General features: G+C 41.2%; 16 protein-coding genes. 12 read left to right on the top strand and 4 right to left on the bottom strand.

Going from position 1 to position 21266, the window contains the following annotated elements:
* The first annotated feature begins 9 nt into the window (after positions 1-9).
* Positions 10-786, top strand: coding sequence for a TIGR03915 family putative DNA repair protein (locus tag J0X13_RS04560; protein ID WP_207070261.1), 777 nt, complete (start codon positions 10-12; stop codon positions 784-786).
* Here J0X13_RS04560 and J0X13_RS04555 read toward each other — a convergent pair whose 3' ends face one another.
* Positions 787-1314, bottom strand: a complete 528-nt coding sequence (locus tag J0X13_RS04555) for a DUF8685 domain-containing protein (protein ID WP_207070803.1) — start codon at positions 1312-1314, stop codon at positions 787-789.
* Positions 1315-1397: 83 nt separating this feature from the next.
* Between J0X13_RS04555 and J0X13_RS04550 the strand changes: the two genes are divergently transcribed.
* From J0X13_RS04550 to J0X13_RS04525, 6 genes are all read left to right on the top strand, one after another.
* Positions 1398-3146, top strand: coding sequence for an APC family permease (locus J0X13_RS04550; RefSeq protein ID WP_207070260.1), 1749 nt, complete (start codon positions 1398-1400; stop codon positions 3144-3146).
* Positions 3147-3249: 103 nt separating this feature from the next.
* On the top strand, positions 3250-6111 hold the full coding sequence (gene uvrA, locus J0X13_RS04545; RefSeq protein WP_207070259.1) for an excinuclease ABC subunit UvrA: 2862 nt from the start codon (positions 3250-3252) through the stop codon (positions 6109-6111).
* 21 nt (positions 6112-6132) lie between these two features.
* Positions 6133-6819: an LOG family protein gene (locus tag J0X13_RS04540; protein WP_207070258.1), complete on the top strand. Its 687-nt coding sequence runs from the start codon at positions 6133-6135 to the stop codon at positions 6817-6819.
* 55 nt (positions 6820-6874) lie between these two features.
* Entirely contained in the window at positions 6875-9664 is a 2790-nt protein-coding gene (locus J0X13_RS04535) for a gluzincin family metallopeptidase (protein ID WP_207070257.1), read from the top strand.
* 158 nt (positions 9665-9822) lie between these two features.
* Positions 9823-12234 carry an alpha-ketoacid dehydrogenase subunit alpha/beta gene (locus J0X13_RS04530; RefSeq protein WP_207070256.1) on the top strand — a complete coding sequence of 804 codons (2412 nt, stop codon included), beginning with the start codon at positions 9823-9825 and terminating at the stop codon, positions 12232-12234.
* Positions 12235-12332: 98 nt separating this feature from the next.
* On the top strand, positions 12333-12710 hold the full coding sequence (locus tag J0X13_RS04525; RefSeq protein WP_207070255.1) for a DoxX family protein: 378 nt from the start codon (positions 12333-12335) through the stop codon (positions 12708-12710).
* Position 12711: 1 nt separating this feature from the next.
* Here the strand turns inward: J0X13_RS04525 and holA are convergent, their stop codons facing one another.
* Positions 12712-13713 (bottom strand): DNA polymerase III subunit delta, encoded by a 1002-nt coding sequence (gene holA, locus J0X13_RS04520; RefSeq protein WP_207070254.1) that lies wholly within the window; start codon positions 13711-13713, stop codon positions 12712-12714.
* 26 nt (positions 13714-13739) lie between these two features.
* Here holA and J0X13_RS04515 point away from each other — a divergent pair, with 26 nt between their 5' ends.
* The 3 genes from J0X13_RS04515 to J0X13_RS04505 all read left to right on the top strand — a co-directional run bounded on the left by J0X13_RS04515 (position 13740) and on the right by J0X13_RS04505 (position 16169).
* Positions 13740-14186, top strand: coding sequence for a type I restriction enzyme HsdR N-terminal domain-containing protein (locus J0X13_RS04515; protein WP_207026655.1), 447 nt, complete (start codon positions 13740-13742; stop codon positions 14184-14186).
* Positions 14187-14198: 12 nt separating this feature from the next.
* Entirely contained in the window at positions 14199-15200 is a 1002-nt protein-coding gene (locus J0X13_RS04510) for a glycosyltransferase family 2 protein (RefSeq protein ID WP_207070253.1), read from the top strand.
* Between the two features lie 96 nt (positions 15201-15296).
* Positions 15297-16169, top strand: a complete 873-nt coding sequence (locus tag J0X13_RS04505; RefSeq protein ID WP_207070252.1) for an OmpA/MotB family protein — start codon at positions 15297-15299, stop codon at positions 16167-16169.
* 55 nt (positions 16170-16224) lie between these two features.
* Here J0X13_RS04505 and J0X13_RS04500 read toward each other — a convergent pair whose 3' ends face one another.
* On the bottom strand, positions 16225-16845 hold the full coding sequence (locus J0X13_RS04500) for an L-threonylcarbamoyladenylate synthase (RefSeq protein WP_207070251.1): 621 nt from the start codon (positions 16843-16845) through the stop codon (positions 16225-16227).
* 239 nt (positions 16846-17084) lie between these two features.
* On the opposite strand from J0X13_RS04500, the gene J0X13_RS04495 reads away from it, so the two are divergent.
* Entirely contained in the window at positions 17085-17696 is a 612-nt protein-coding gene (locus J0X13_RS04495; protein WP_207070250.1) for a hypothetical protein, read from the top strand.
* Positions 17697-17700: 4 nt separating this feature from the next.
* Entirely contained in the window at positions 17701-19014 is a 1314-nt protein-coding gene (locus J0X13_RS04490; RefSeq protein ID WP_207070249.1) for a hypothetical protein, read from the top strand.
* 15 nt (positions 19015-19029) lie between these two features.
* Here the strand turns inward: J0X13_RS04490 and J0X13_RS04485 are convergent, their stop codons facing one another.
* On the bottom strand, positions 19030-21246 hold the full coding sequence (locus J0X13_RS04485) for a hypothetical protein (RefSeq protein ID WP_207070248.1): 2217 nt from the start codon (positions 21244-21246) through the stop codon (positions 19030-19032).
* Between the last annotated feature and the right edge of the window lie 20 nt (positions 21247-21266).

The following is a 21266-nucleotide window of genomic DNA, read 5'->3' as shown; positions in this document are numbered from 1 at the left end:
ATAAGCGCTATGAATGCTTCAACAACCTTAATTTATGACGGTAGTTTTAACGGATTCTTGACCGCCGTTTTCGTCGCCTTTGATGAAAAGATCAATGTGGCGGACATTCAAAAGAACAATCAATCCCAAAACGGATTGTTTTCAGAAACCGAAACCGTTTTTACCCATGTAGAAAAAGCCAAACGAGTTTGGAACGGTATCCGCAACAGGAGCCACAACGCCATTTCGAACGTCTATTTTGCTTTTTTGAGCGAAACCGAAGGCGTGGAAATGATGCTTTACTCCTATATTCAAAAATTAATGCGCACCAAAAATGGCAAGTATTTGGATTATTCGGACAGCACTGTACTATACATAGCCCAACTGGCCAGAAAAGTGGGACGTGAAAAGCATCGAATGGAAGCTTTTGTTAGGTTTCAATTGACCAAGGACGATATATATTTTGCCAATATTGAACCCGATTTTGATGTATTGCCCTTAATCTCCAAACATTTTCGTGATCGGTACGCGGACCAAAAATGGCTGATCTACGATGTAAAACGCAAATATGGTATTTATTACGATTTGGACCATGTGGAGATGGTTTCCTTGAACTTAAAGGACATACATCACAACAAAACCGCGAAAAGTGACGTCTTTACACATGAGGAATACGAATACCAGACCCTTTGGAACGATTATTTTAAAAGCACCAATATCTCTTCACGTATCAATCCTAAATTACATACCCAACATGTGCCAAAACGATATTGGAAATATTTGAGTGAGAAAAAGGAGGCGGTTTAATTATCCCTTTCCCCTCTCCCCCACAAAATGGTCGCTTTTGGTTTTGAACAGCACATTAAAACTGGTTAAGCTACCATAAATACGTGTGATATATTGCTGTAGATACACTTTTTCTTGGTCTTCCAGGTTCTTGCTGCTGTTAATCTTTTGCTCCATCACACGGATGCGATCGCGCACCATTACAATTTTATGGAAAAAAGTCTCAATCGGCATTTCCTTGTTTGCTGTGCCATCATCGGGTTCCAAAATCAGTTTCCCGCCTTTCCATTTATCCGCTATGGCCACTTTTTCATGGGTGTCGCTCCATTTCTCCAGTATTTTCACCAAGGAGCGTTCCACATCAAAAAAACTTACACTGTCCACTTCGTCCTCCACACCTTCGATTACTTCAAAATCAGCATCGAGATCTATGGTTTCCAACCCGTTTTCCAAAAAGGTAACCCAATAATGTTTGGATGATACGTTAGTGACCACACCCTTGCCATATTCCGGGTGGTCTATTCTGGAGCCAATGCCCAATAATTTCATAATCATAATTATTTTCTGTTCTCAAATTTAGAATTTTTGGTTGTAAGCCCTAACTTCGTTGTCGGTTTTATAAACCAGCATTCATGGAACCACACAAACTTAGAGCAAAGCTCGGAGAGTTGGCCTCAACGTCCATTAGTGGTAACGACATCAGTTCATCATGCCTTTACGTGTCGGCCTTGGCCGTCTTACATGCCGGTCAATACGCATGGATTTCTTTACTCATCGTAGGAGTCGTTCTCTTTTTATTTCGAAAAATCTATGGCGAAGTGGTCGGAGCCCTTCCTATGAACGGTGGTGCATACAATGCCCTGCTCAATACTACCAGTAAAAGCATGGCATCTTTGGCTGCATCCCTTACGTTATTGTCTTACATGGCAACTGCTGTGATTTCTGCCAATGAAGCCATGGCATATCTTAAGAATATCGTACCCCAGCTTCCTGTTATTTTGGCCACTATTTGTCTGCTGGCCATTTTTATGGGGTTAGTGATCATCGGTATTGGTGAATCCTCTAAAGTTGCCATAGCTATATTCATTTTTCACTTATCCTCTTTGATATTATTGTCCTCCTTTGCAGGTATTTACCTTTTTGAACATGGATGGGAAGTGTTTTCCAACAACAATGCATTGCCCGTAAAGCACGGAGCCTTGCCCATGGCCCTCTTTTTTGGTTTTTCTGCCGCCATGTTGGGAATCAGCGGTTTTGAAAGTTCAGCCAACTTTGTTGAGGAACAGAAAAAAGGAGTGTTCCCAAAAACTTTGCGCAACATGTGGGTGGTGGTCACCATTTTTAATCCCTTGATCGCGTTTTTGGCCTTGGCCGTACTACCCATCTCGGATATAGAATCCAACAGTGAAGCCTTGTTGTCCATCATGGGGAACCAAGTAAGCGGTTCCTGGCTATCGTTTTTGGTTTCCGTGGATGCTGTGTTGGTATTAAGCGGTGCCGTACTCACCTCTTTTGTGGGTGTGTCTGGTTTGGTGGAGCGTATTACATTGGATAGAATTTTACCCCCATTTCTTTTAAAAAGAAATAAAAATGGAAGTACTTATCGCATCGCCATAGTTTTCTTTATGCTGTGTGTCTCTATCCTATTGATTACCGAAGGAAACCTGGAGGCATTGGCGGGCGTTTACACGATAGCATTTTTGTCGGTGATGGCACTTTTTGGCATTGGTAATATTTTGTTGAAGGTTAGACGCAAAAATCTACCTAGACCTGAGCGTTCTGGTTGGTTATCCCTATTGATTGCCATTGCTGCGGTAATTTTGGCCTTGGTGGGCAACATATTGCTAAACCCGGATTACCTGGCTGTATTCATGGAATACTTTATTCCCACCATCGCCTTGGTTTTGGTAATGCTCAACAGAACGGCCCTTTTAAAGTTGCTGTTGCGATTGATTCGATATTTTCTTGATCCCGTCAACCGTTTTTTACTTAAATCCTATCGTGGCATCAATCAGGTGATCGACCGCATCAACGACCAAGAGTTTGTTTATTTCACTAAAAAGGATGATGTGGCGGCCCTAAACAAAGTGTTGCTTTATATTCGAAATAATGAGCATACACGGAAATTAAAAATTGTATCCGTTTTTCCTGAAGGGGAAAAGGCCACGGATAACTTTGTGTCTGACTTGAATGTGTTGGACAGGGAGTATCCCGAAATCAAAGTTGAATTTATCCAATTACATGGGGAGTTTACCCCAAATTTGATAAAAGAACTATCCGAAAAATGGAACATTCCCATCAATTTTATGTTCATTGGGAGCCCTAGTGACAGATTCCCATACCCTTTACAGGATTTGGGCGGGGTACGTCTCATAATTTGATGTGAAAAATAAGGCTCCTTGCATTTTTCGGTATCAAAAACGAAACCCCGGGCCACTTCCTTTTTACGTCTCAAATCGCTACTTTTGAGGTTTGCTATGATTTATGATCAATTACGAAGAAAATATTGAGGTTAAGGGCGCAAGGGTCCATAATCTCAAAAATATAGATGTTACCATACCACGCGAAAAGCTGGTCGTGATCACAGGGCTTTCCGGGAGTGGAAAATCCTCTTTGGCCTTCGATACCATCTACGCCGAAGGCCAGCGAAGGTATATTGAAACTTTTTCGGCCTACGCTAGACAGTTTTTGGGCGGATTGGAACGCCCCGATGTGGATAAAATCGACGGGTTGTCCCCTGTAATTGCCATTGAACAAAAAACAACCTCAAAGTCTCCTCGCTCCACAGTAGGCACCATTACCGAGGTCTATGACTTCCTCCGACTTTTGTTTGCCAGAGCTGGTGACGCTTACAGTTACAACACGGGCGAAAAAATGGTGAGCTACAGCGATGAGCAAATCAAAGATTTGATCATTGCATCGTACAAAGACAAAAAAATAAATGTATTGGCCCCTATTATCAAATCGAGAAAAGGGCACTATCGCGAACTTTTTGAGCAGATTGCTAAACAAGGCTTTGTAAAGGTACGAGTGGATGGTGAGATCATGGACATCACCAAGGGGATGAAAGTAGACCGGTACAAAACCCACGATATCGAAATTGTAATAGATCGTTTAAAGGTGGGCGATAGTGAAGATTTCCACAAACGATTGAGCGAGACCATCAACACCGCCATGTACAGTGGGGACAACGTCCTCATGGTTCTGGAGGAGGGTGAATCCGTGCCAAGGTATTTCAGTAGGGATTTAATGTGTCCATCATCGGGCATCTCCTACCCCACTCCTGAGCCCAATACGTTTTCCTTTAACTCGCCAAAAGGGATGTGTCCCGAATGCAGCGGATTGGGCCACGTGTTTCAGGTGAACGAGCATAAAATCATCCCGAACAAAAAAGTATCCATCAAATCCGGCGGACTTGCTCCCCTTGGCGAATACAAAAAATCCTGGGCCTTCAAACAATTGGAAACTATTGCACAACGCTACAATTTTGACCTATCGGATGCAATTGAAAAGATTCCAGAAGAAGCCATGAACGTTATTTTAAATGGCGGTAAGGAAAGTTTTGAAGTGGATTCCAAAAGCCTGGGTGTAAAAAGACAGTACAAAATTGATTACGAGGGCATTTCCAACTTCATCAAAACACAGTACGAAGAAGCCAACTCGACATCTATAAAACGATGGGCGAAGGAGTATATGGACAAGGTGGAATGTCCTGCTTGTGAAGGTTCCCGATTGCGAAAAGAATCCCTCTATTTTAAAATAGATGGTAAAAATATTGCGGAGTTGGCCCAGATGGACATTGCCGAACTTGCCAACTTCTTCAAACATTTGGAAGATACCTTGGAGGGGAACCAAAAGAAAATCGCCGAGGAAATCATTAAGGAAATTAAGGCCCGAGTTGGTTTTTTATTGGATGTGGGGCTTGACTACCTCTCATTGAACCGAAGCTCCAAATCGTTGTCGGGAGGCGAAGCACAGCGCATCCGATTGGCCACCCAAATCGGCTCGCAATTGGTGGGAGTGCTCTACATTTTGGATGAACCAAGTATAGGTTTGCACCAACGTGACAACGAACGACTGATCCATTCCCTGGAAGCACTTCGCGATATTGGTAATTCTGTAATCGTAGTGGAACACGACCGGGATATGATCGAATGTGCCGACCATGTTATCGACATTGGCCCAAAAGCAGGAAAACATGGGGGTGAAATCATTTCTGAAGGAAGTCCAAAAGAACTTATCGACCACCACACCATCACGGCACAGTACATTACGGGCGAGATGGAAATTCCCGTACCTAAGGAAAGACGCAAGGGAACGGGCAAAAAAATCACCCTATCCGGTTGTACGGGCAACAACCTTAAGAATGTTACCGTGGATTTCCCTTTGGGAAACCTAATAGGGGTCACGGGAGTATCGGGCAGTGGCAAGTCCACTTTGGTAAACGAAACCCTCTACCCTATTATGAACGCCCATTACTTTAATGGAGTTAAAAAACCGATGCCTTACAAAAAAATTAAAGGGCTGGAGCACATAGACAAGGTCATTGATATCAACCAATCACCGATTGGGCGTACACCAAGGTCAAATCCAGCCACCTATACAGGTGTTTTTAGTGAAATACGTTCACTTTTCTCCAAAACCACGGAAGCTACCATTCGCGGCTACAAACCTGGCCGTTTTAGCTTTAATGTGGCAGGTGGAAGATGTGAGACCTGTCAAGGTGGGGGGCTCAAAGTCATAGAAATGAACTTTTTGCCCGATGTTTACGTGGAATGCGAGACTTGTAATGGCAAAAGATTTAACCGGGAAACCTTGGAAATACGCTACAAGGGAAAATCCATTGCGGATGTGTTGGAGATGACCATCAACGAAGCAGTGGATTTCTTTGAGAATATTCCAAAAATTCATCGTAAACTTAAGACAATAAAAGATGTAGGTTTGGGTTATATATCTTTAGGACAGCAATCCACTACCCTCTCTGGTGGAGAGGCCCAAAGGGTGAAATTGGCAACAGAGCTTTCCAAAAGAGATACTGGAAACACGTTTTACATCCTCGACGAACCGACCACAGGCTTACATTTTGAAGATATCCGGGTACTTATGGAAGTACTTGAGCGCCTAGTGAATAAAGGCAATACCATATTGGTGATAGAACATAATATGGACGTTATAAAAATGATGGACCATATAATAGACATTGGATACGAAGGAGGAAGAGGTGGTGGAACAGTTGTTGCAGCGGGAACTCCAGAAGAAGTTGCGAAAGACGACAAAAGCTACACGGCTAAGTTTTTAAAGAAAGAATTGGACAATACAAATCAAAAAATTAAACGAGCAGTTTAAAAATACTGAACAAAGATGCACATGCGAAGAGAAAAACATTCCAAAGGATGGAATGAGATAAAGACAAACGATTCGTGGGCCATATTCAAAATTATGGGCGAGTTTGTCAATGGGTTTGAAAAAATGAGCGTAATCGGCCCATGCGTATCCATTTTTGGGTCGGCCAGGGTGCGCGAAGGTCATCCTTACTACGATTTGGCAGTGAAGATTTCCCAAAGGATATCCGAAGCCGGATATGGGGTCATCACCGGTGGAGGCCCAGGAATCATGGAGGCCGGTAATAAAGGGGCCAACTTAGCGGGAGGAACTTCCGTTGGGTTGAACATAGACCTCCCTTTTGAGCAACACGACAATCCTTTTATCGACGAAGATAAGAGCCTCGACTTTGACTATTTCTTCGTGCGCAAGGTCATGTTTGTGAAATATTCCCAAGGGTTTGTTGTAATGCCAGGTGGATTTGGGACCTTGGATGAATTCTTTGAGGCCCTTACCCTTATCCAAACACATAAAATACACACCTTCCCTATTATTCTTGTGGGAACAGAGTTCTGGAAAGGTTTAATGGATTGGATTAAAAACACCTTGGTTGAAGCGGGCAATATAAGCCCAAAAGATTTGGACCTGATTAAATTAGTGGACACTGAAGATGAAGTTGTTGAAATTATAGATGCCTTCTACAAAGGCAGAACACTGAGCCCAAATTTTTAATCGTATCGCGTTGACCAAATATCGAATATTATTTAACGTTTCGCTGCTAATCCTTATGATGTGTCCCAAAGTTTGGGGGCAACATCAGAATGAGATAGTGGCCACGCTCGATGGTCCCACCAATCAAATACGTATACGGCAACATTTCACCTACATCAACCATTCGAACAAAGGACTTTCCACCCTTTATTTCAATGATTGGAACCATGCATATTCCAATAAAAACACCGCACTTGCCAAGCGATTTGCCGAGGAATTCAACAGAAGCCTACACCTTGCCAAAGACAGGGAACGAGGTAAGACCACGATTAGGACCATTGTAGATGACAACTATGCAGGACTGGATTGGATACGCGAAGGCAACATGGACATTATTTCCGTTAGTTTGAATGAAGTCCTTAAGCCAGGTGAATCGATCCAACTGTTCTTTACCTATACCATAAGATTGCCCGAAGCTAAATTTACAGGGTATGGGCATAACGGGAACATAGGGTACAATATAGTGGATTGGTATTTTACCCCTGCCGTCTTTGATGGGGAATGGAAGTTATATAACAACATTAATCTGGACGACCTCTATACGGATGTCACAGAGACAAGAATCAATTTCACCTATCCTGAAAACCTGTTCCTAGCCTCCAATTATAGAAAATCCAACGTTTCAAGTTTCCCGGGAGGTCAACATGTTCAGCTTTTTGGCAACAAAAGGAAAAATTGTGAACTCATACTGACCATTGATGACAGGTTCACCAAACATGTGACTGATTATTTGACCATCACAACAGATATAGAGTCCAATAAATATGAAGAAATTACACAGGGGGTCTCGATCAATAACATTGCCCAGTTTCTGTATGAAAATTTGGGCAAGTATCCCCATGACAACCTTCTGGTAAGTGAATTCGATTACAATAAATCCCCATTGTACGGAATAAGTCAGTTACCTTCATTCATAAGGCCTTATGAAGAAAAATTTCAATTTGAAATGAAGTTTTTGAAAACGGCCATTCGTAGTTACTTAAAGGAATCACTTTACCTAGACCCAAGAAAAGAGCGATGGGTAAACGACGCCATCGGATATTATCTAATGATAAAGTATGTAGAAGAGAATTATCCAAATCAAAAACTGGCCGGAAAACTCTCTAAAATCTGGGGGATAAAGAACTTTCATTTTGCAAAAATGGACTTCAACGAACAATATTCGCTCTTCAGCATGTTATCTGCCCGAAAGAATATTGATCAAGCGCTTACCGTCTCCAATGATTCATTGATCAAATTCAATCAGAAAATTGCCAATGGCTACAAGGCTGGACTGGGCATGTCTTATCTATCTGCCTATTTAGGAGAGAAAAAAATAGATAGTACAGTGCTGGACTTTTATAAAAATTATAAGCTAAAGCAGCAAGTAACCGCTTTGGATTTTAGAAAAACCATTGAAAAATACGCTCATAAAAACGTGGATTGGTTTTTTGAAGAATATGTAGCCACCGATAAAAAAATTGATTTTAAAATCAAGAAAGTCGAGAAAACCGAAGATTCCATCACTTTTGTGCTGAAAAATAAACGGGGCACCAACGTTCCGATCTCTGTTTTTGGGCTTGAAAATGATTCCGTTGTTTCCAACTATTGGTTTTCAGATATAGACACTACAAAAACAATTACTATTCCCAGAAAAAGTGAAGACCGCTTAGTGCTGAACTACGACCAAAATATCCCAGAATTCAATCAGCGTGATAATTGGAAAACTTTGAATGGGTTCTTTTCCAGTAATAAAAAACTAAAATTTCAATTTTTTAAAGATACCGAGAACCCTTATTACAATCAGATCTTTTACGTCCCAATAGCCAATTTCAACCTTTATGATGGTATAACTCCAGGACTAAGGCTCTACAACAAAACTTTTTTGGAGAGACCTTTTCAATACGATATATCCCCGACCTACTCCTTTTTAGAGCGAACCATTGTGGGCAAGGCTAGTCTCAGATACCGTAAGTATCATAATAAAACAGGATTGTATGTAACAAATTATTCATTTTCTGCATCTACTTCCCACTTTCAGGAAAATTCACGATTCTCAACTTTAACCCCGGCAGTAAGCTTTGGCTGGAGACCCAATGACCTGCTTTCCAACCGAAGACAATTCCTTTTATTGAGGTATAGAAGCGTATTTAGGAGTATCGACGATAGTTTGATAGGTGAACTGGATACAGATCCTGACTATGGGGTAATGAATGTACGCTATACCGATGTTGACAATAATATTTTGAATTATTCATCCTGGTCTGTGGATGCACAGCATTCCAGCGAATTTACCAAACTTGCCTTTGAATTGGAATATCGCAAACTGTTCCAAAGCAATCGGCAGTTAAATCTGCGGTTTTACGCCGGAAAGTTTTTGCGAAACAAGACACAATCGGACTTTTTTAGTTTTGCCCTCGACAGACCAACGGATTACATGTTCGATCTTGCTTATTTGGGTAGGTCAGAAGATTCCGGCCTTTACAGTCAGCAAGTGATCATTGCCGAAGGTGGATTTAAATCCAAATTGGAAAATCCATTTGCCAACGATTGGATTGCGACAACCAATGCCAGTACCAACATTTGGAGATGGGTAGAGGCTTATGGCGACCTCGGATTTTTAAAAAATAAAGGAGACAATGCACGTTTTGTTTACGACTCCGGCATACGTTTAAATTTGGTGACCGATTATTTTGAATTGTACTTCCCGGTGTATTCCAATAGAGGCTGGGAAATAGCCGATGACGATTACGGAGAGCGCATTCGTTTTGTGGTTACCATAAGCCCCAGAACCTTAATTGGGCTATTCACCAGAAAGTGGTTTTAATTATCAAATTGACAATACAGGGGTATTTTAAAAAGTATATATTGTCAAATAGTAAAATAAAATAACATTTTTTTAAATTATTCTTATTTTATTAACGCAGCTCTATATTGCATTTTTGACGGATTTTTAGTACTTTCGCAAAAATCTTTCAACAATCCATGAAACCTAATCCTAGTACAAGTAACGATATTTCCTTCGACGATTTCAAATCTCAGATTCTTCAAGATTATGAGACAGCTGTAACCAGCAGGGAATGTAGTTTAATGGGACGAAGAGAAGTACTTTCTGGTAAAGCCAAGTTCGGGATTTTTGGAGATGGAAAGGAGCTTCCCCAATTAGCCATGGCCCGTGCTTTTCAAGATGGTGATTTCAGAAGTGGTTATTATCGAGACCAGACGTTTATGATGGCATTGGGTTATTTAAGTCCAAAAGCCTTTTTTCATGGGCTTTATGCCACCACGGATATAGAAAAGGAGCCCATGAGCGCCGGAAGGCAAATGGGTGGTCATTTTGTGACCCACAGTTTAAACGAGGATGGTTCATGGAAAAACCTAACAGCTCAAAAAAACAGTAGTGCCGATATATCCTGTACCGCAGGTCAAATGCCTCGCTTACTAGGCCTGGCCCAAGCTTCCAAAATATACAGGCATGTGGAGGGCATAGATCAGACCAACTTTTCCGATAATGGCAACGAAGTGGCCTGGGGAACTATCGGAAACGCCAGTACAAGTGAAGGTCACTTTTTTGAGACCTTAAATGCGGCCGGTGTTATGCAAGTGCCAATGGTAATCAGTATTTGGGACGATGAATACGGTATTTCGGTTCCATCTGAATACCACACCACCAAAGGCGACATTTCCGAGGCGCTTAGTGGATTGCAGAGAGATGAAGACCATGATGGGTTTGAAATACTAAAAGTTAAAGGATGGGACTATACTGCGCTTATCCATGCTTTTGAAAATGCGTCGGACATAGCCCGTGAAGAACATGTGCCCGTTTTGATACATGTAACGGAACTAACCCAGCCACAGGGCCACTCTACCTCCGGATCGCACGAAAGATATAAATCCTCCGAACGCTTGGAATGGGAACGTGAAAATGATTGCAACAAGCGATTTAGAGAATGGATCATTGATAACGGTATAAGTACCGAAGAGGAATTGAAAAAAGTGGAACGGGAAATTAAACATAAGGTCCGTGCTGCTAAAAAAGAGGCTTGGTCCGAGTTCTTAAAACCACAACTGGCAGCTAAAAAGCAATTGGTGCAATTGCTCGAAAAAGTTGCCAAACAAAGTCCGAATCGGGCCTTTATCGATAAAATAAAGAACGATTTGATTGCCACGGAAGAACCTTTGAAAAAGGATTTGGCTTCGAAATCAAGAAAAGCACTACGTTATCTGTTAGGGGAGTCCAACCCAGAGAAAAAACAGCTCCAAGAATGGATAAACGATTTTGTGCGTACCAATGAATTCGAATATGGTTCCCATCTATACAACGAGTTGGATAATAAAGCCACTAACGTTCAGGCGATACCGCCAACATACCCGAACGAGGCAAATCAAGTGGATGGAAGAGTCATATTAAGAGACAATTTCGACGCTCTATTCAGTAAATATCCAGAAGCACTTGTTTTTGGTGAAGATACCGGTAACATTGGCGATGTAAACCAAGGATTGGAAGGGCTTCAGAATAAATATGGGGAACTAAGGGTTTCCGATACCGGAATTAGGGAAACCTCGATTATAGGACAAGGAATCGGTATGGCGCTTCGTGGATTGCGACCAATTGCCGAAATCCAATATTTGGATTACATATTATACGCCATCCAAACTTTAAGTGACGATTTGGCGACCCTAATGTACCGCACGGTCGGAAAACAAAAAGCACCACTGATTGTTCGCACTAGAGGGCATCGTTTGGAAGGGATATGGCACTCAGGATCACCCATGGGCGGATTGATTCACTTGCTACGAGGAATGTATGTATTGGCTCCAAGAAACATGACGCAAGCAGCTGGTTTTTACAACACATTAATGAAAAGTGATGAACCAGCCTTGGTTATAGAAAGTTTGAACGGCTACCGACTAAAAGAGAATATGCCATCCAACTTAGGGGAATTCTGTACACCGATCGGCAAAGTGGAGACACTTAAAGAAGGAACGGACATTACCTTGTTGTCTTATGGCTCTACACTCAGAATTGTTGAAAAAGTAGCTCAAGACCTTTTGGAAGTCGGCATTGACGCGGAAGTTATTGATGCGCAGTCGTTGCTTCCATTCGATTTAAACCATGATGTTGTAAAAAGTCTGGAAAAAACCAATCGTTTCTTGGTAATTGATGAAGATGTGCCAGGTGGATGCTCAGCATATTTAATGCAGGAAGTTATTGAAAAACAAGGTGGTTATAGATTTTTGGACAGTGCCCCTCAAACATTGTCCGCAAAGGCCCATCGCCCTGCATATGCGTCGGATGGAGATTATTTTTCCAAACCAAATGCAGAAGATATTTTTGAGAAGGTATACCAAATTATGAACGAATCCGACCCAAAATCTTATCCAGCACTAAGATAAATTGTTAAGTGAGATCAATTCAAAAATACCTTTCATCAATTATTGTTGCGTTTTTTAAAACATAATTTATATTTTCACGTGGATTAAAATTTCCCCACATGAAAAACAATACATTGATACACCTCGGATTGGCACTGTTAAGAATTGTACCATCCGCTTTTATGCTTACCCACGGATACCCCAAACTCATGAATCTTATCAACGGTAATACGGAGTTTGCCAACCCCTTTGGAATTGGTCAAGCACCTTCTCTTTTTTTAACCGTTATTGCCGAGGTCGTATGTCCGCTATTGATAATTATTGGTTTTAAAACACGATGGGCAGCTATCCCTACAGCATTTACCATGTTTGTTGCCGGTTTCGTTATCCATGGAGCAGATCCGTTCGGAAGAAAAGAAACGGCACTGCTATACCTTACCGTATTTGTGGTAATAATGTTATTGGGTCCTGGCAAATACAGCGTGGACAAAAAGTAATCTAGATTATTTCGGAAAGGAGTTCTTTCAGCAAATCGGCTTGCGCCATGTTGCTGGCCCCTACCCCTTTGCTTTTTAAATCCAACTTTCTAAGGCTGGAAATAATACCGCTCACCCTTTTCATAGGATAATTGCGAGCTGCAACGACATACTCGTTAACAAAATAAGGATTGACCCCAAGCACTTTGGCCACATTACCGGGGGAATGGTCCTTGAGCCCGTGATATTGTAATAATTGGGTGAAGAAAGTGTTCAACAGGGTTACTGTGACCACAAAAGGATTGTCCTTTGGGTTTTGCGCAAAATAATCGATGATACGTGACGCTTTTTTTACATTTCGCTCCCCTATCGCTTTCTTTAGCTCAAAATTATTGAAGTCTTTACTGATCCCTATATGTTCCTCGATCAACTCCGGCGTTATTTCTGTGGTTGGAGGCACGATCAAAGTCAGCTTATCCAGTTCATTGCTGATCTTGCTTAGATCAGTTCCCAAAAATTCCACCAGCATTACACAGGACTTGGGAGAAATCCTATATTTTTTACTGGCCATGGTTCTACGAATCCAGTCCGCCACCTGATTATCGTACAGTTTTTTACTTTCAAAGAGCTCCCCGGTCTTATTAATGGACTTATAGAGTTTTTTACGCTTGTCCAACTTTTTGTACTTATAACAAAGCACCAAAATTGTGGTGGGTTGTGGATTCTCCGCGTAAGGAACAAGGTTTTCGATAGTTCTTGACAGATGTTGCGCTTCTTTTACGATAACTACCTGGTACTGCGCCATCATTGGGAAGCGCTTGGCATTTTCCACAACTTCATCAACAGAGGTGTCCTTACCGTAAAGTACCATTTGGTTAAACCCTTTTTCATCTTCGGTGAGGACGTTTTCGGCAATATATTGGGAAATTCTGTCAATGTAATACGGTTCCTCCCCCATTAAAAAATAGATGGGTTTTGGATTTCCATTATTGATTTCCGATACAATCTCTTTTACTTTGTCCATTCAAATTATATCACCAGTTTTGTAGAATGCAAGATTTGAATTTTCCACCTTATTCGTTTCGAATCAAAAATAGCCAAAATAGGCAGTACATTTTTGATGGGTTACGTAAAAAATTTGTGGTGCTCCAACCTGAGGAATGGGTACGCCAACATGTGCTAAGGTATTTGGTGTTCACAAAAAATTATCCAAAAAGCTTGATCAATGTGGAAAAGCAGCTCACCGTCAACAATTTAAAGAAACGATACGATGTTGTTGTGTTCAATCCCGATGGTTCCATTTTTCTTTTGATAGAGTGTAAGGCACCCGAGGTGAAGATCACCCAAGATACTTTTGACCAAATAGCGAGGTACAATTACGAACTAAAGGCGGAGTATTTGATGGTGACCAACGGTTTGGACCATTACTACTGCAAAATGGACCACGAGAATGAAAAGTATACGTTTTTGAAGGATATTCCTGATTTTAGCCGTTAATTTGCCTCCGTTTTGAAAATCGCTGTAGTCATACTCAATTGGAATGGGGAAGCCTTGCTCGAAAGGTTCCTGCCCTCGGTCATGGAGTATTCCAAAGGAGCGGATATTTTTGTGGTGGACAATGCCAGTACCGACGGATCGGTAGATTTTCTAAAGCAACACTACCCAACTGTCGGAATCGTTCAGAACAACACCAATGGCGGTTTTGCCAAAGGCTACAACGATGGTCTCAAACATATTGAGGCCGACATCTTCTGTCTTTTGAATTCTGATGTGGAAGTAACACCTAATTGGCTGGAGCCCATCAAAAATGCTTTCGATACACTGCCAGAGGCCGCTATCATACAACCCAAGATTTTAGACCTGATCCAAAAGGACCATTTTGAATACGCTGGGGCCGCAGGCGGATTCATTGATATGTTCGGATACCCTTTCTGCAGGGGACGTATCTTCCAGACCATAGAAAAGGATGAGGGCCAATACAACGACATCAAGGAAGTATTTTGGGCCACAGGAGCCTGCATGTTCATTAAAAGTGAGGTCTTCCGGGAACTGGAAGGCTTCGACGAGGACTACTTTGCACATCAGGAGGAAATCGACCTCTGTTGGCGGGCCAAAAATGCAGGGCACAGCGTGTATTATGTGGGGCACAGCCATGTGTACCATTTAGGGGGCAGTACGCTATCCAACATGAATCCAAAAAAGACCTTTCTCAATTTTAGGAACTCCCTGTATTCCATTACCAAAAACCTTCCCAGAAAAAAGGCGTTGCCATTGGTGTTTGCCAGACTGATCTTCGATGCGATTGCAGCCCTGCGCTTTATTTTTCAATTAAAGTTTGATCACTGCTTTGCCATTTTAAAGGCGCATCTAAGTTTTTATGCTAACTTTATAAAAATGTATAGAAAACGGGAAAAAGCTAATTTTATACTAAAGTATTACGTTACGACATCCATAGTGTGGTCTTACTTCGTACATCAAGTAAAGAATTTTAACATTTTAGTAAAAGATTAACGAAGCCGAAATATAGGTGCCTTGCTTTTTATCTAATTTTGGTGTAGTTTTTTAACATTTGAAAAATCTAACAATCCTTAAATTATACTCTGAACTATGAAAAAAGTTTTCCTAGGAACATTGGCAATGACAGTTCTTTTATCCTCTTGCGTATCGCAGAAGAAATATGCCGAACTGGAAGCCAAACACAAAGAAACCCAAGACCTATTGAATTCTGCAACCGTTAAGTTGAACGATTGCTTGGAAGAAAAAGCAACTGCAGATTCTAGGTTGAAAACCCTCGAAGACCAAAACGCATTCCTTAAAGCGAACAACCAAGAGCTCATCAACAACATGGGCAACTTGACAACGCTTACTACAAAAGGTGCTGAAAACCTTGAAAAATCATTGGAAAGTCTTCGAGAAAAAGACCTTACCATCAGAAAATTACAAGATGCCGTTACACGAAGAGACTCCGTTAACCTTGCTTTGGTACAGAGCCTTAAAGGCGTGCTGGGCAACTTGGACGACGAAGACATCGAAATCAGTGTTGAAAAAGGTGTGGTATTCGTATCCATTTCTGACAAATTGTTGTTTAGAAGCGGAAGCTACAACGTAACAAGTGCAGCTAAAGAAGTGCTTGGAAAAGTGGCCAAAGTGGTAAACAACAAGCCTGACTTTGAGTTTATGGTAGAAGGACACACCGATAACGTACCTTACAGAAGCGGTGTTCTATTGGACAACTGGGATTTGAGCGCCAAAAGAGCAACATCCGTTGTGAGAATCCTTCAAAACGATTTTGGTGTTGATCCTGCAAGAATGACAGCAGCTGGACGTAGCTACTACGTGCCACTTGTTGACAATGATACTTCTGCCAATAGAGCCAAGAACAGAAGAACAAGAATTGTTGTACTTCCAAAAATCGATCAGTTCTATAACATGATCGAAGAAGGAATGAAAGATCCTGCTATCGGTGGTACAGGAAAATAAGAACTGAGCTTAATAAGCTTAAAATAGTAAAGCGGCCGATTGGCCGCTTTTTTATTTAATATATCTCAAGACTTCCCTTGCCTTCACGAATCACTTCGGGTTCATCTCCGGAGAGGTCGATTACCGTAGAAGCCACATTATCACCATATCCCCCATCAATCACAACATCAACAAGGTTCTGCCACTTCTCAAAAATAAGTTCCGGGTCTGTAGTATATTCCAAAATATCATCGTCATCACGAATGGAAGTAGAAACAATGGGGTGCCCCAATCCCTTGACCAATGCGCGGGCAATGTTATTGTCAGGAACACGGATACCTACTGTTTTTTTCTTTTTAAAATCCTTTGGAAGGTTATTGTTTCCCGGTAGAATGAAAGTATATGGTCCAGGCAAGGTTCTTTTCAAAATCTTAAATGTAGGACTGTCTATTTGCCTAACATAATCCGATAAATTGCTCAAATCTGCACAAATAAAGGACCAATTCGCTTTTTCCAGCTTTACTCCTTTTATACGGGCAATTCGTTGTAGTGCCTTGGAGTTTGTAATATCGCAACCAAGTCCGTACACCGTGTCGGTAGGGTAAATTACAAGTCCGCCCTTCTTGAGCACATCCACTACTTGCTGAACCTGCTTTGGGTTAGGGTTTTCTTCGTAAAGTTTTATAAGCTCCGCCATCCTTTGTTAAAATAAGTGCAAAAAAGCATAAGGAATTGAACACAAAGATAGTACTTATTGCGGCGTGCATAACATAGGTTCAAATCCTATTTGACACATTAAGAAGCACCCAACCTGAAAATATTTTGAAATCTACATAAATAGAAAAGAGTCATTCATCAATTCATAAGGCATATTGGTTAATCGACCCCATCTTTTATGAGATAAATGCCCCAACTTTAATTAAAAAACACATCCCAATGAGATTAAATATAATGGTTACGCCATTAATATGCCTCATGTTACTGCTATCTCTATATGGTTGTAACAGCTCCACCAGATCCAATAAAAACCCTTTCAATGCACATGCAACTTTGGAGCAAATGGACAAACTTCTGGCCGAGCTCCAGGATATCGACACCATAGATTGTAAAAATCTGGATGAGATAGTCACCATTAATGAAGATATGCGGGGGATTGTGGAAAACATTCGAACCATTGATGAATTTGATAGGCTGGTCGAAGCGTATCAAGCCAAGGAGCATCAAATCACCTTCTCATTTTCCGAAGACAAACAGATGGGAGTGTTCTCTTGGTATACAAAAATGGACTGTTTGGGACATGTTATTAAAAACATAGCTCTTTTCAAATCCAAAGATAAAGTGACCGCCTCATCCTTGTATGGTAAATCATTGATATTCAATAGTATAGGTTCAGTTCAAAAGGACAACGGCAACGTAGTCTACCTCTTAAATGGCGACAGAGTCTCGGAAGAACCAACCATATTGGGGTATACCATAACCAATGGGTACTTGGTGGAATCAACGATGCCGGTAGCAGAAAAAACTTATGTTAACAACCTACTTAACTAGTGCTTTGAAAACCCTAAAATCATTACTCGTCTTCCCATTTTTAGCTATATTGTTTCTTCAGTGCAAAAATAAGGCGCCAGATACGCTTGGTTCCAACAACAGCATTTCTGGAATTGATTCCATTCCCAATCTTTTGATCAAACTCAATCAGCTTGATACAGACGATACCGATTTTTACGAACAAGCTGTAAAAATAAACCAGAAAATAGCAGGATTTCTAAATGCTATGAATCACCCTGATACTGTTTATGAATTTTTGAAAGTAGACCTTGAGGAAGAGTTGTCCATTGCGATTTCGAGAGACACCTCAATCATCGCCTTTTCTTGGGACACCAGGTTAGGAGGTTCAAGTCCTGAATTGAAATGCATCGTATTGCATAGCAGCACTCATGGTTTGGAATCATTTGTTTTAAATGACACATCTACAGGATTCACCGACATTCACAAGCTTAACCATAAAACGCAACAACCCGTTTATCTGTTCAAAGGCTCCGGTCGATCATCGGATGTCGACATTTTTATCTCACTCAATGCCTTTGTCATGGATGATAATGGCTTAAAAAAGGCCCATATTTTTCCTGGAAATCGATATTCAATGAGCATCAACCATATTTTGGATAATCCTATGGATTTTATCATAATTGATGGCGCTTCCAAAATATACATTCCAAATAGAGCCTATCCAGACAACAATTGGGGATTAACCTACGAAATACTCTCCTTTAACGGAAAAAGCTATCAACAAGAAATGGCACAAATAGATGAAACTCTAATAGAGAATGCTTTTAACGGAGTTGAAAGTTATGAGAACGGATTTTTAAATGGCTCGGAAAAACCTATCGTTACCATACAAAACGGAGATTCGCCTTCTTACCAACTCGTTTTTAAGGACAGTACCAAAATTGACTATGGCTATAATCCAAATGAAGGAACAACAGAATTAAAGATTATGGCAAATAACATAATCCCACCCATAGAACTTTCTTACAGTGCATACAATGCTCGACTATTGGCCAAGTTAAAACAATACTTGTTTTTGGAACTATCCGGAACTCCAAACAGTTCCCCTTTATTGATTTATGACATCCAAAAACAGCAATATGTTACCAGCATCTCCCAATCAGGAGTCAAACTTTACAAGGATGCCTTATTGTTTTCACAACCCATCAGCCATATGGATGTGTTGGATAATAAGCCAAACTGTAATCCTGCGTATGGAGACCAAACGAGTTATTATAAAACCATTCTACTGGAATACAGGTCAGCCTATCCAATGGTAAAAGCTACAGGACAGATATATTGTGGATTTGCTGAGTAATGTTTTTAAAATCAATCAATCCTCGTTACTGTAAAACCCAATATCATCCAAAACAACAACCCCCAACGTGTCCTTGTCAAAAATCAGGTTGATGCTTTTTAAGTTGTTCAACTTCAAACTATCGTTCTGCTCCAAGAAAGCAGAGATGGGGACGTAACAACTCTTCAATTGGGTTTCCGAGTTTTCTCCGATCATATCCTTGTCCAAAAACTTGAACTTGGTGAATTTGGTCTTAATGATTCCTGGAAGCTTATTTGTTTCAGCTATTTCCACTGCTGCCGAATTACCAACACTGTCCTTGAGCATGATGCTAAAATTATATCCGGCTTTTGGTGGCTCGGTCTTTTCCTTCCCTTTATTGACTTCCAATTCGGAAATGTCGCCCATGGCCAAGGAAAACGCCAAGGTATCGGCTTTTCCTAAATTCTTTAAAGTATCTGGCAATCTGATTTTATATATGGGAATGGAATCACTATTCACCTCTTTGCCATGGCTCCAACCAAGGACCAAAGCATTGTTTTGTTGGCTTCCTCCATCCCTGGCATCCAGTTCTGTTTCGCGCCAGACCTTAAAATTTTCCGCCTTTAGCTTTATTCCATTGGCTGCTTTTGTCACATCCAGATTACCTTCGAAATTCACAAGTATATTTTTATGAACATCACTGTACTGGCTTCTATAATCTTCTTGGGGCAACCAATCACTGACCAATTCCACATTTTTGAACATGGGTTGATACTCTTTGTTCCCTTTTAGCACGGCCTCTGCAAAAGCGCTCACATATACTTTGGCAACTTGACGCTGTTCCGCACCCTTAACCAAGGGTTCAAGATTTAGCAACCATTTCATGGGAGCCCCAAAATCGGAGCGTCCCCAAGTAGAGTTAAACTGGCCATGGTTCGCATGGTTCATGTACAAACCTGCTTTAAAACCATCAAAATCATCCGAAAACTGCAATCGATGGAAAGGACGCATACCCCAAAAACTGGTTTCATCCGAATCGTAAGCGCCTTGTATGGACAAATAATTGATGTCTCTTAAACTAATTTCACGATTATATCTATAATCCGTAGGAGCGATGGTGATTATGCCCTTTATACCAAAACCAAAATCAAACTTTTCGTTGGCATTATCCGGAAATCTATCCAGTTTGTTAAACGCGGCGGCTATGGATACGGCCTCCCCGCCCCTGGAATGCCCCACAAGAACAATATTGTCCATATCAACTTTACCAGCCAATTCGGAATTACTGTCTTGGTTCCATTTTTGCCATTGCTCTAGATGTTTGAGCAACAACCATCCACGAGTAGGCATTTCCTTTCCCCTAAAGTCACCGGACCAATGGGCATTGATAAAATTTTCATCAACGGAAACACCAATAATCCCCCTACTTGCCAAAAGTTCCCCAAGATAAGCGTAGCCGCCATCAGAATAATCGAGCATGCTGTGGTTCCCGTGCACCATCATTACCATGGGGAAAGGACCTTCGCCTTTGGGCATGTATACACGGGCATTCAGCGGGAAACTGTCCACACCGAATCCCCAATATTTTTCGCGCCATTTTTTCTTTTTTCCCTTCCAATCGGGAAGCAATCTTGATGCATCCACGGTAGGTGTCTCTATTTTCACACCACCGGCATATTCCGATCTTTTTTCGTCGGTTCCGCTGCCGTAGGTAAAAACCTCTATATCGAATTTGCCTTTTGTGGATGGGTCATCGACACCCATTTCACTTAATGTAGTAATATCTAAGACTCCTGCTTCCGATGATGCATTCACATAAGGGTCGCCATCCAAAGCGTTGAACCCATAAAACCCAAAAGCCATCAGCACGATACCCGAAACAACAAGCATGCTTCCAGTTCCCGGGTTCTTCTTTTTGATGATTTGCCAAATCCCAAAGGTGAACAATACCAAACAAATAAAACCGAACAATGCGAGACCATAAAACAAAATCGGTGGCCACCTAAAGGCATACATCCGCATAATGTAAAGGGCCAAAAGTCCTGCCGCAAAAGTTGTGACAAACGGTAAGGGTATCTTTTTTAAAAAGGGAACCAACCAGTTAAGCAGCAGTTTTAAAACAATGAGCATTACAATGCCTATCAATATGCCTAAAATCATAGTTACCCAGGCAGGATAACCAATAGCGTAATGATAACCTGCAACTCCAAAAAGGGTGATCACAAGTATAGCAACTGCCAAAAAAACAGGTTTGAGAAAGAGATTCTTCATAGAGGTGGTTGGTTTGGTCT

Origin of the sequence: [Muricauda] lutisoli (nom. illeg.), from assembly GCF_017313105.1 — a bacterium.
In the GTDB taxonomy this organism is placed as follows: domain Bacteria; phylum Bacteroidota; class Bacteroidia; order Flavobacteriales; family Flavobacteriaceae; genus Flagellimonas; species Flagellimonas lutisoli.
This window is presented reverse-complemented; position numbering and strand designations above follow the sequence as displayed.

What these genes read in the sequence shown, in the direction of transcription:
- J0X13_RS04560 (WP_207070261.1), top strand. Translation starts at nt 10, where the DNA reads ATGAATGCTTCAACAACCTTAATTTATGACGGTAGTTTTAACGGATTC.
- J0X13_RS04555 (WP_207070803.1), bottom strand. Translation starts at nt 1,314, where the DNA reads ATGAAATTATTGGGCATTGGCTCCAGAATAGACCACCCGGAATATGGC.
- J0X13_RS04550 (WP_207070260.1), top strand. Translation starts at nt 1,398, where the DNA reads ATGGAACCACACAAACTTAGAGCAAAGCTCGGAGAGTTGGCCTCAACG.
- uvrA (WP_207070259.1), top strand. Translation starts at nt 3,250, where the DNA reads ATGATCAATTACGAAGAAAATATTGAGGTTAAGGGCGCAAGGGTCCAT.
- J0X13_RS04540 (WP_207070258.1), top strand. Translation starts at nt 6,133, where the DNA reads ATGCGAAGAGAAAAACATTCCAAAGGATGGAATGAGATAAAGACAAAC.
- J0X13_RS04535 (WP_207070257.1), top strand. Translation starts at nt 6,875, where the DNA reads ATGATGTGTCCCAAAGTTTGGGGGCAACATCAGAATGAGATAGTGGCC.
- J0X13_RS04530 (WP_207070256.1), top strand. Translation starts at nt 9,823, where the DNA reads ATGAAACCTAATCCTAGTACAAGTAACGATATTTCCTTCGACGATTTC.
- J0X13_RS04525 (WP_207070255.1), top strand. Translation starts at nt 12,333, where the DNA reads ATGAAAAACAATACATTGATACACCTCGGATTGGCACTGTTAAGAATT.
- holA (WP_207070254.1), bottom strand. Translation starts at nt 13,713, where the DNA reads ATGGACAAAGTAAAAGAGATTGTATCGGAAATCAATAATGGAAATCCA.
- J0X13_RS04515 (WP_207026655.1), top strand. Translation starts at nt 13,740, where the DNA reads ATGCAAGATTTGAATTTTCCACCTTATTCGTTTCGAATCAAAAATAGC.
- J0X13_RS04505 (WP_207070252.1), top strand. Translation starts at nt 15,297, where the DNA reads ATGAAAAAAGTTTTCCTAGGAACATTGGCAATGACAGTTCTTTTATCC.
- J0X13_RS04500 (WP_207070251.1), bottom strand. Translation starts at nt 16,845, where the DNA reads ATGGCGGAGCTTATAAAACTTTACGAAGAAAACCCTAACCCAAAGCAG.
- J0X13_RS04495 (WP_207070250.1), top strand. Translation starts at nt 17,085, where the DNA reads ATGAGATTAAATATAATGGTTACGCCATTAATATGCCTCATGTTACTG.
- J0X13_RS04485 (WP_207070248.1), bottom strand. Translation starts at nt 21,246, where the DNA reads ATGAAGAATCTCTTTCTCAAACCTGTTTTTTTGGCAGTTGCTATACTT.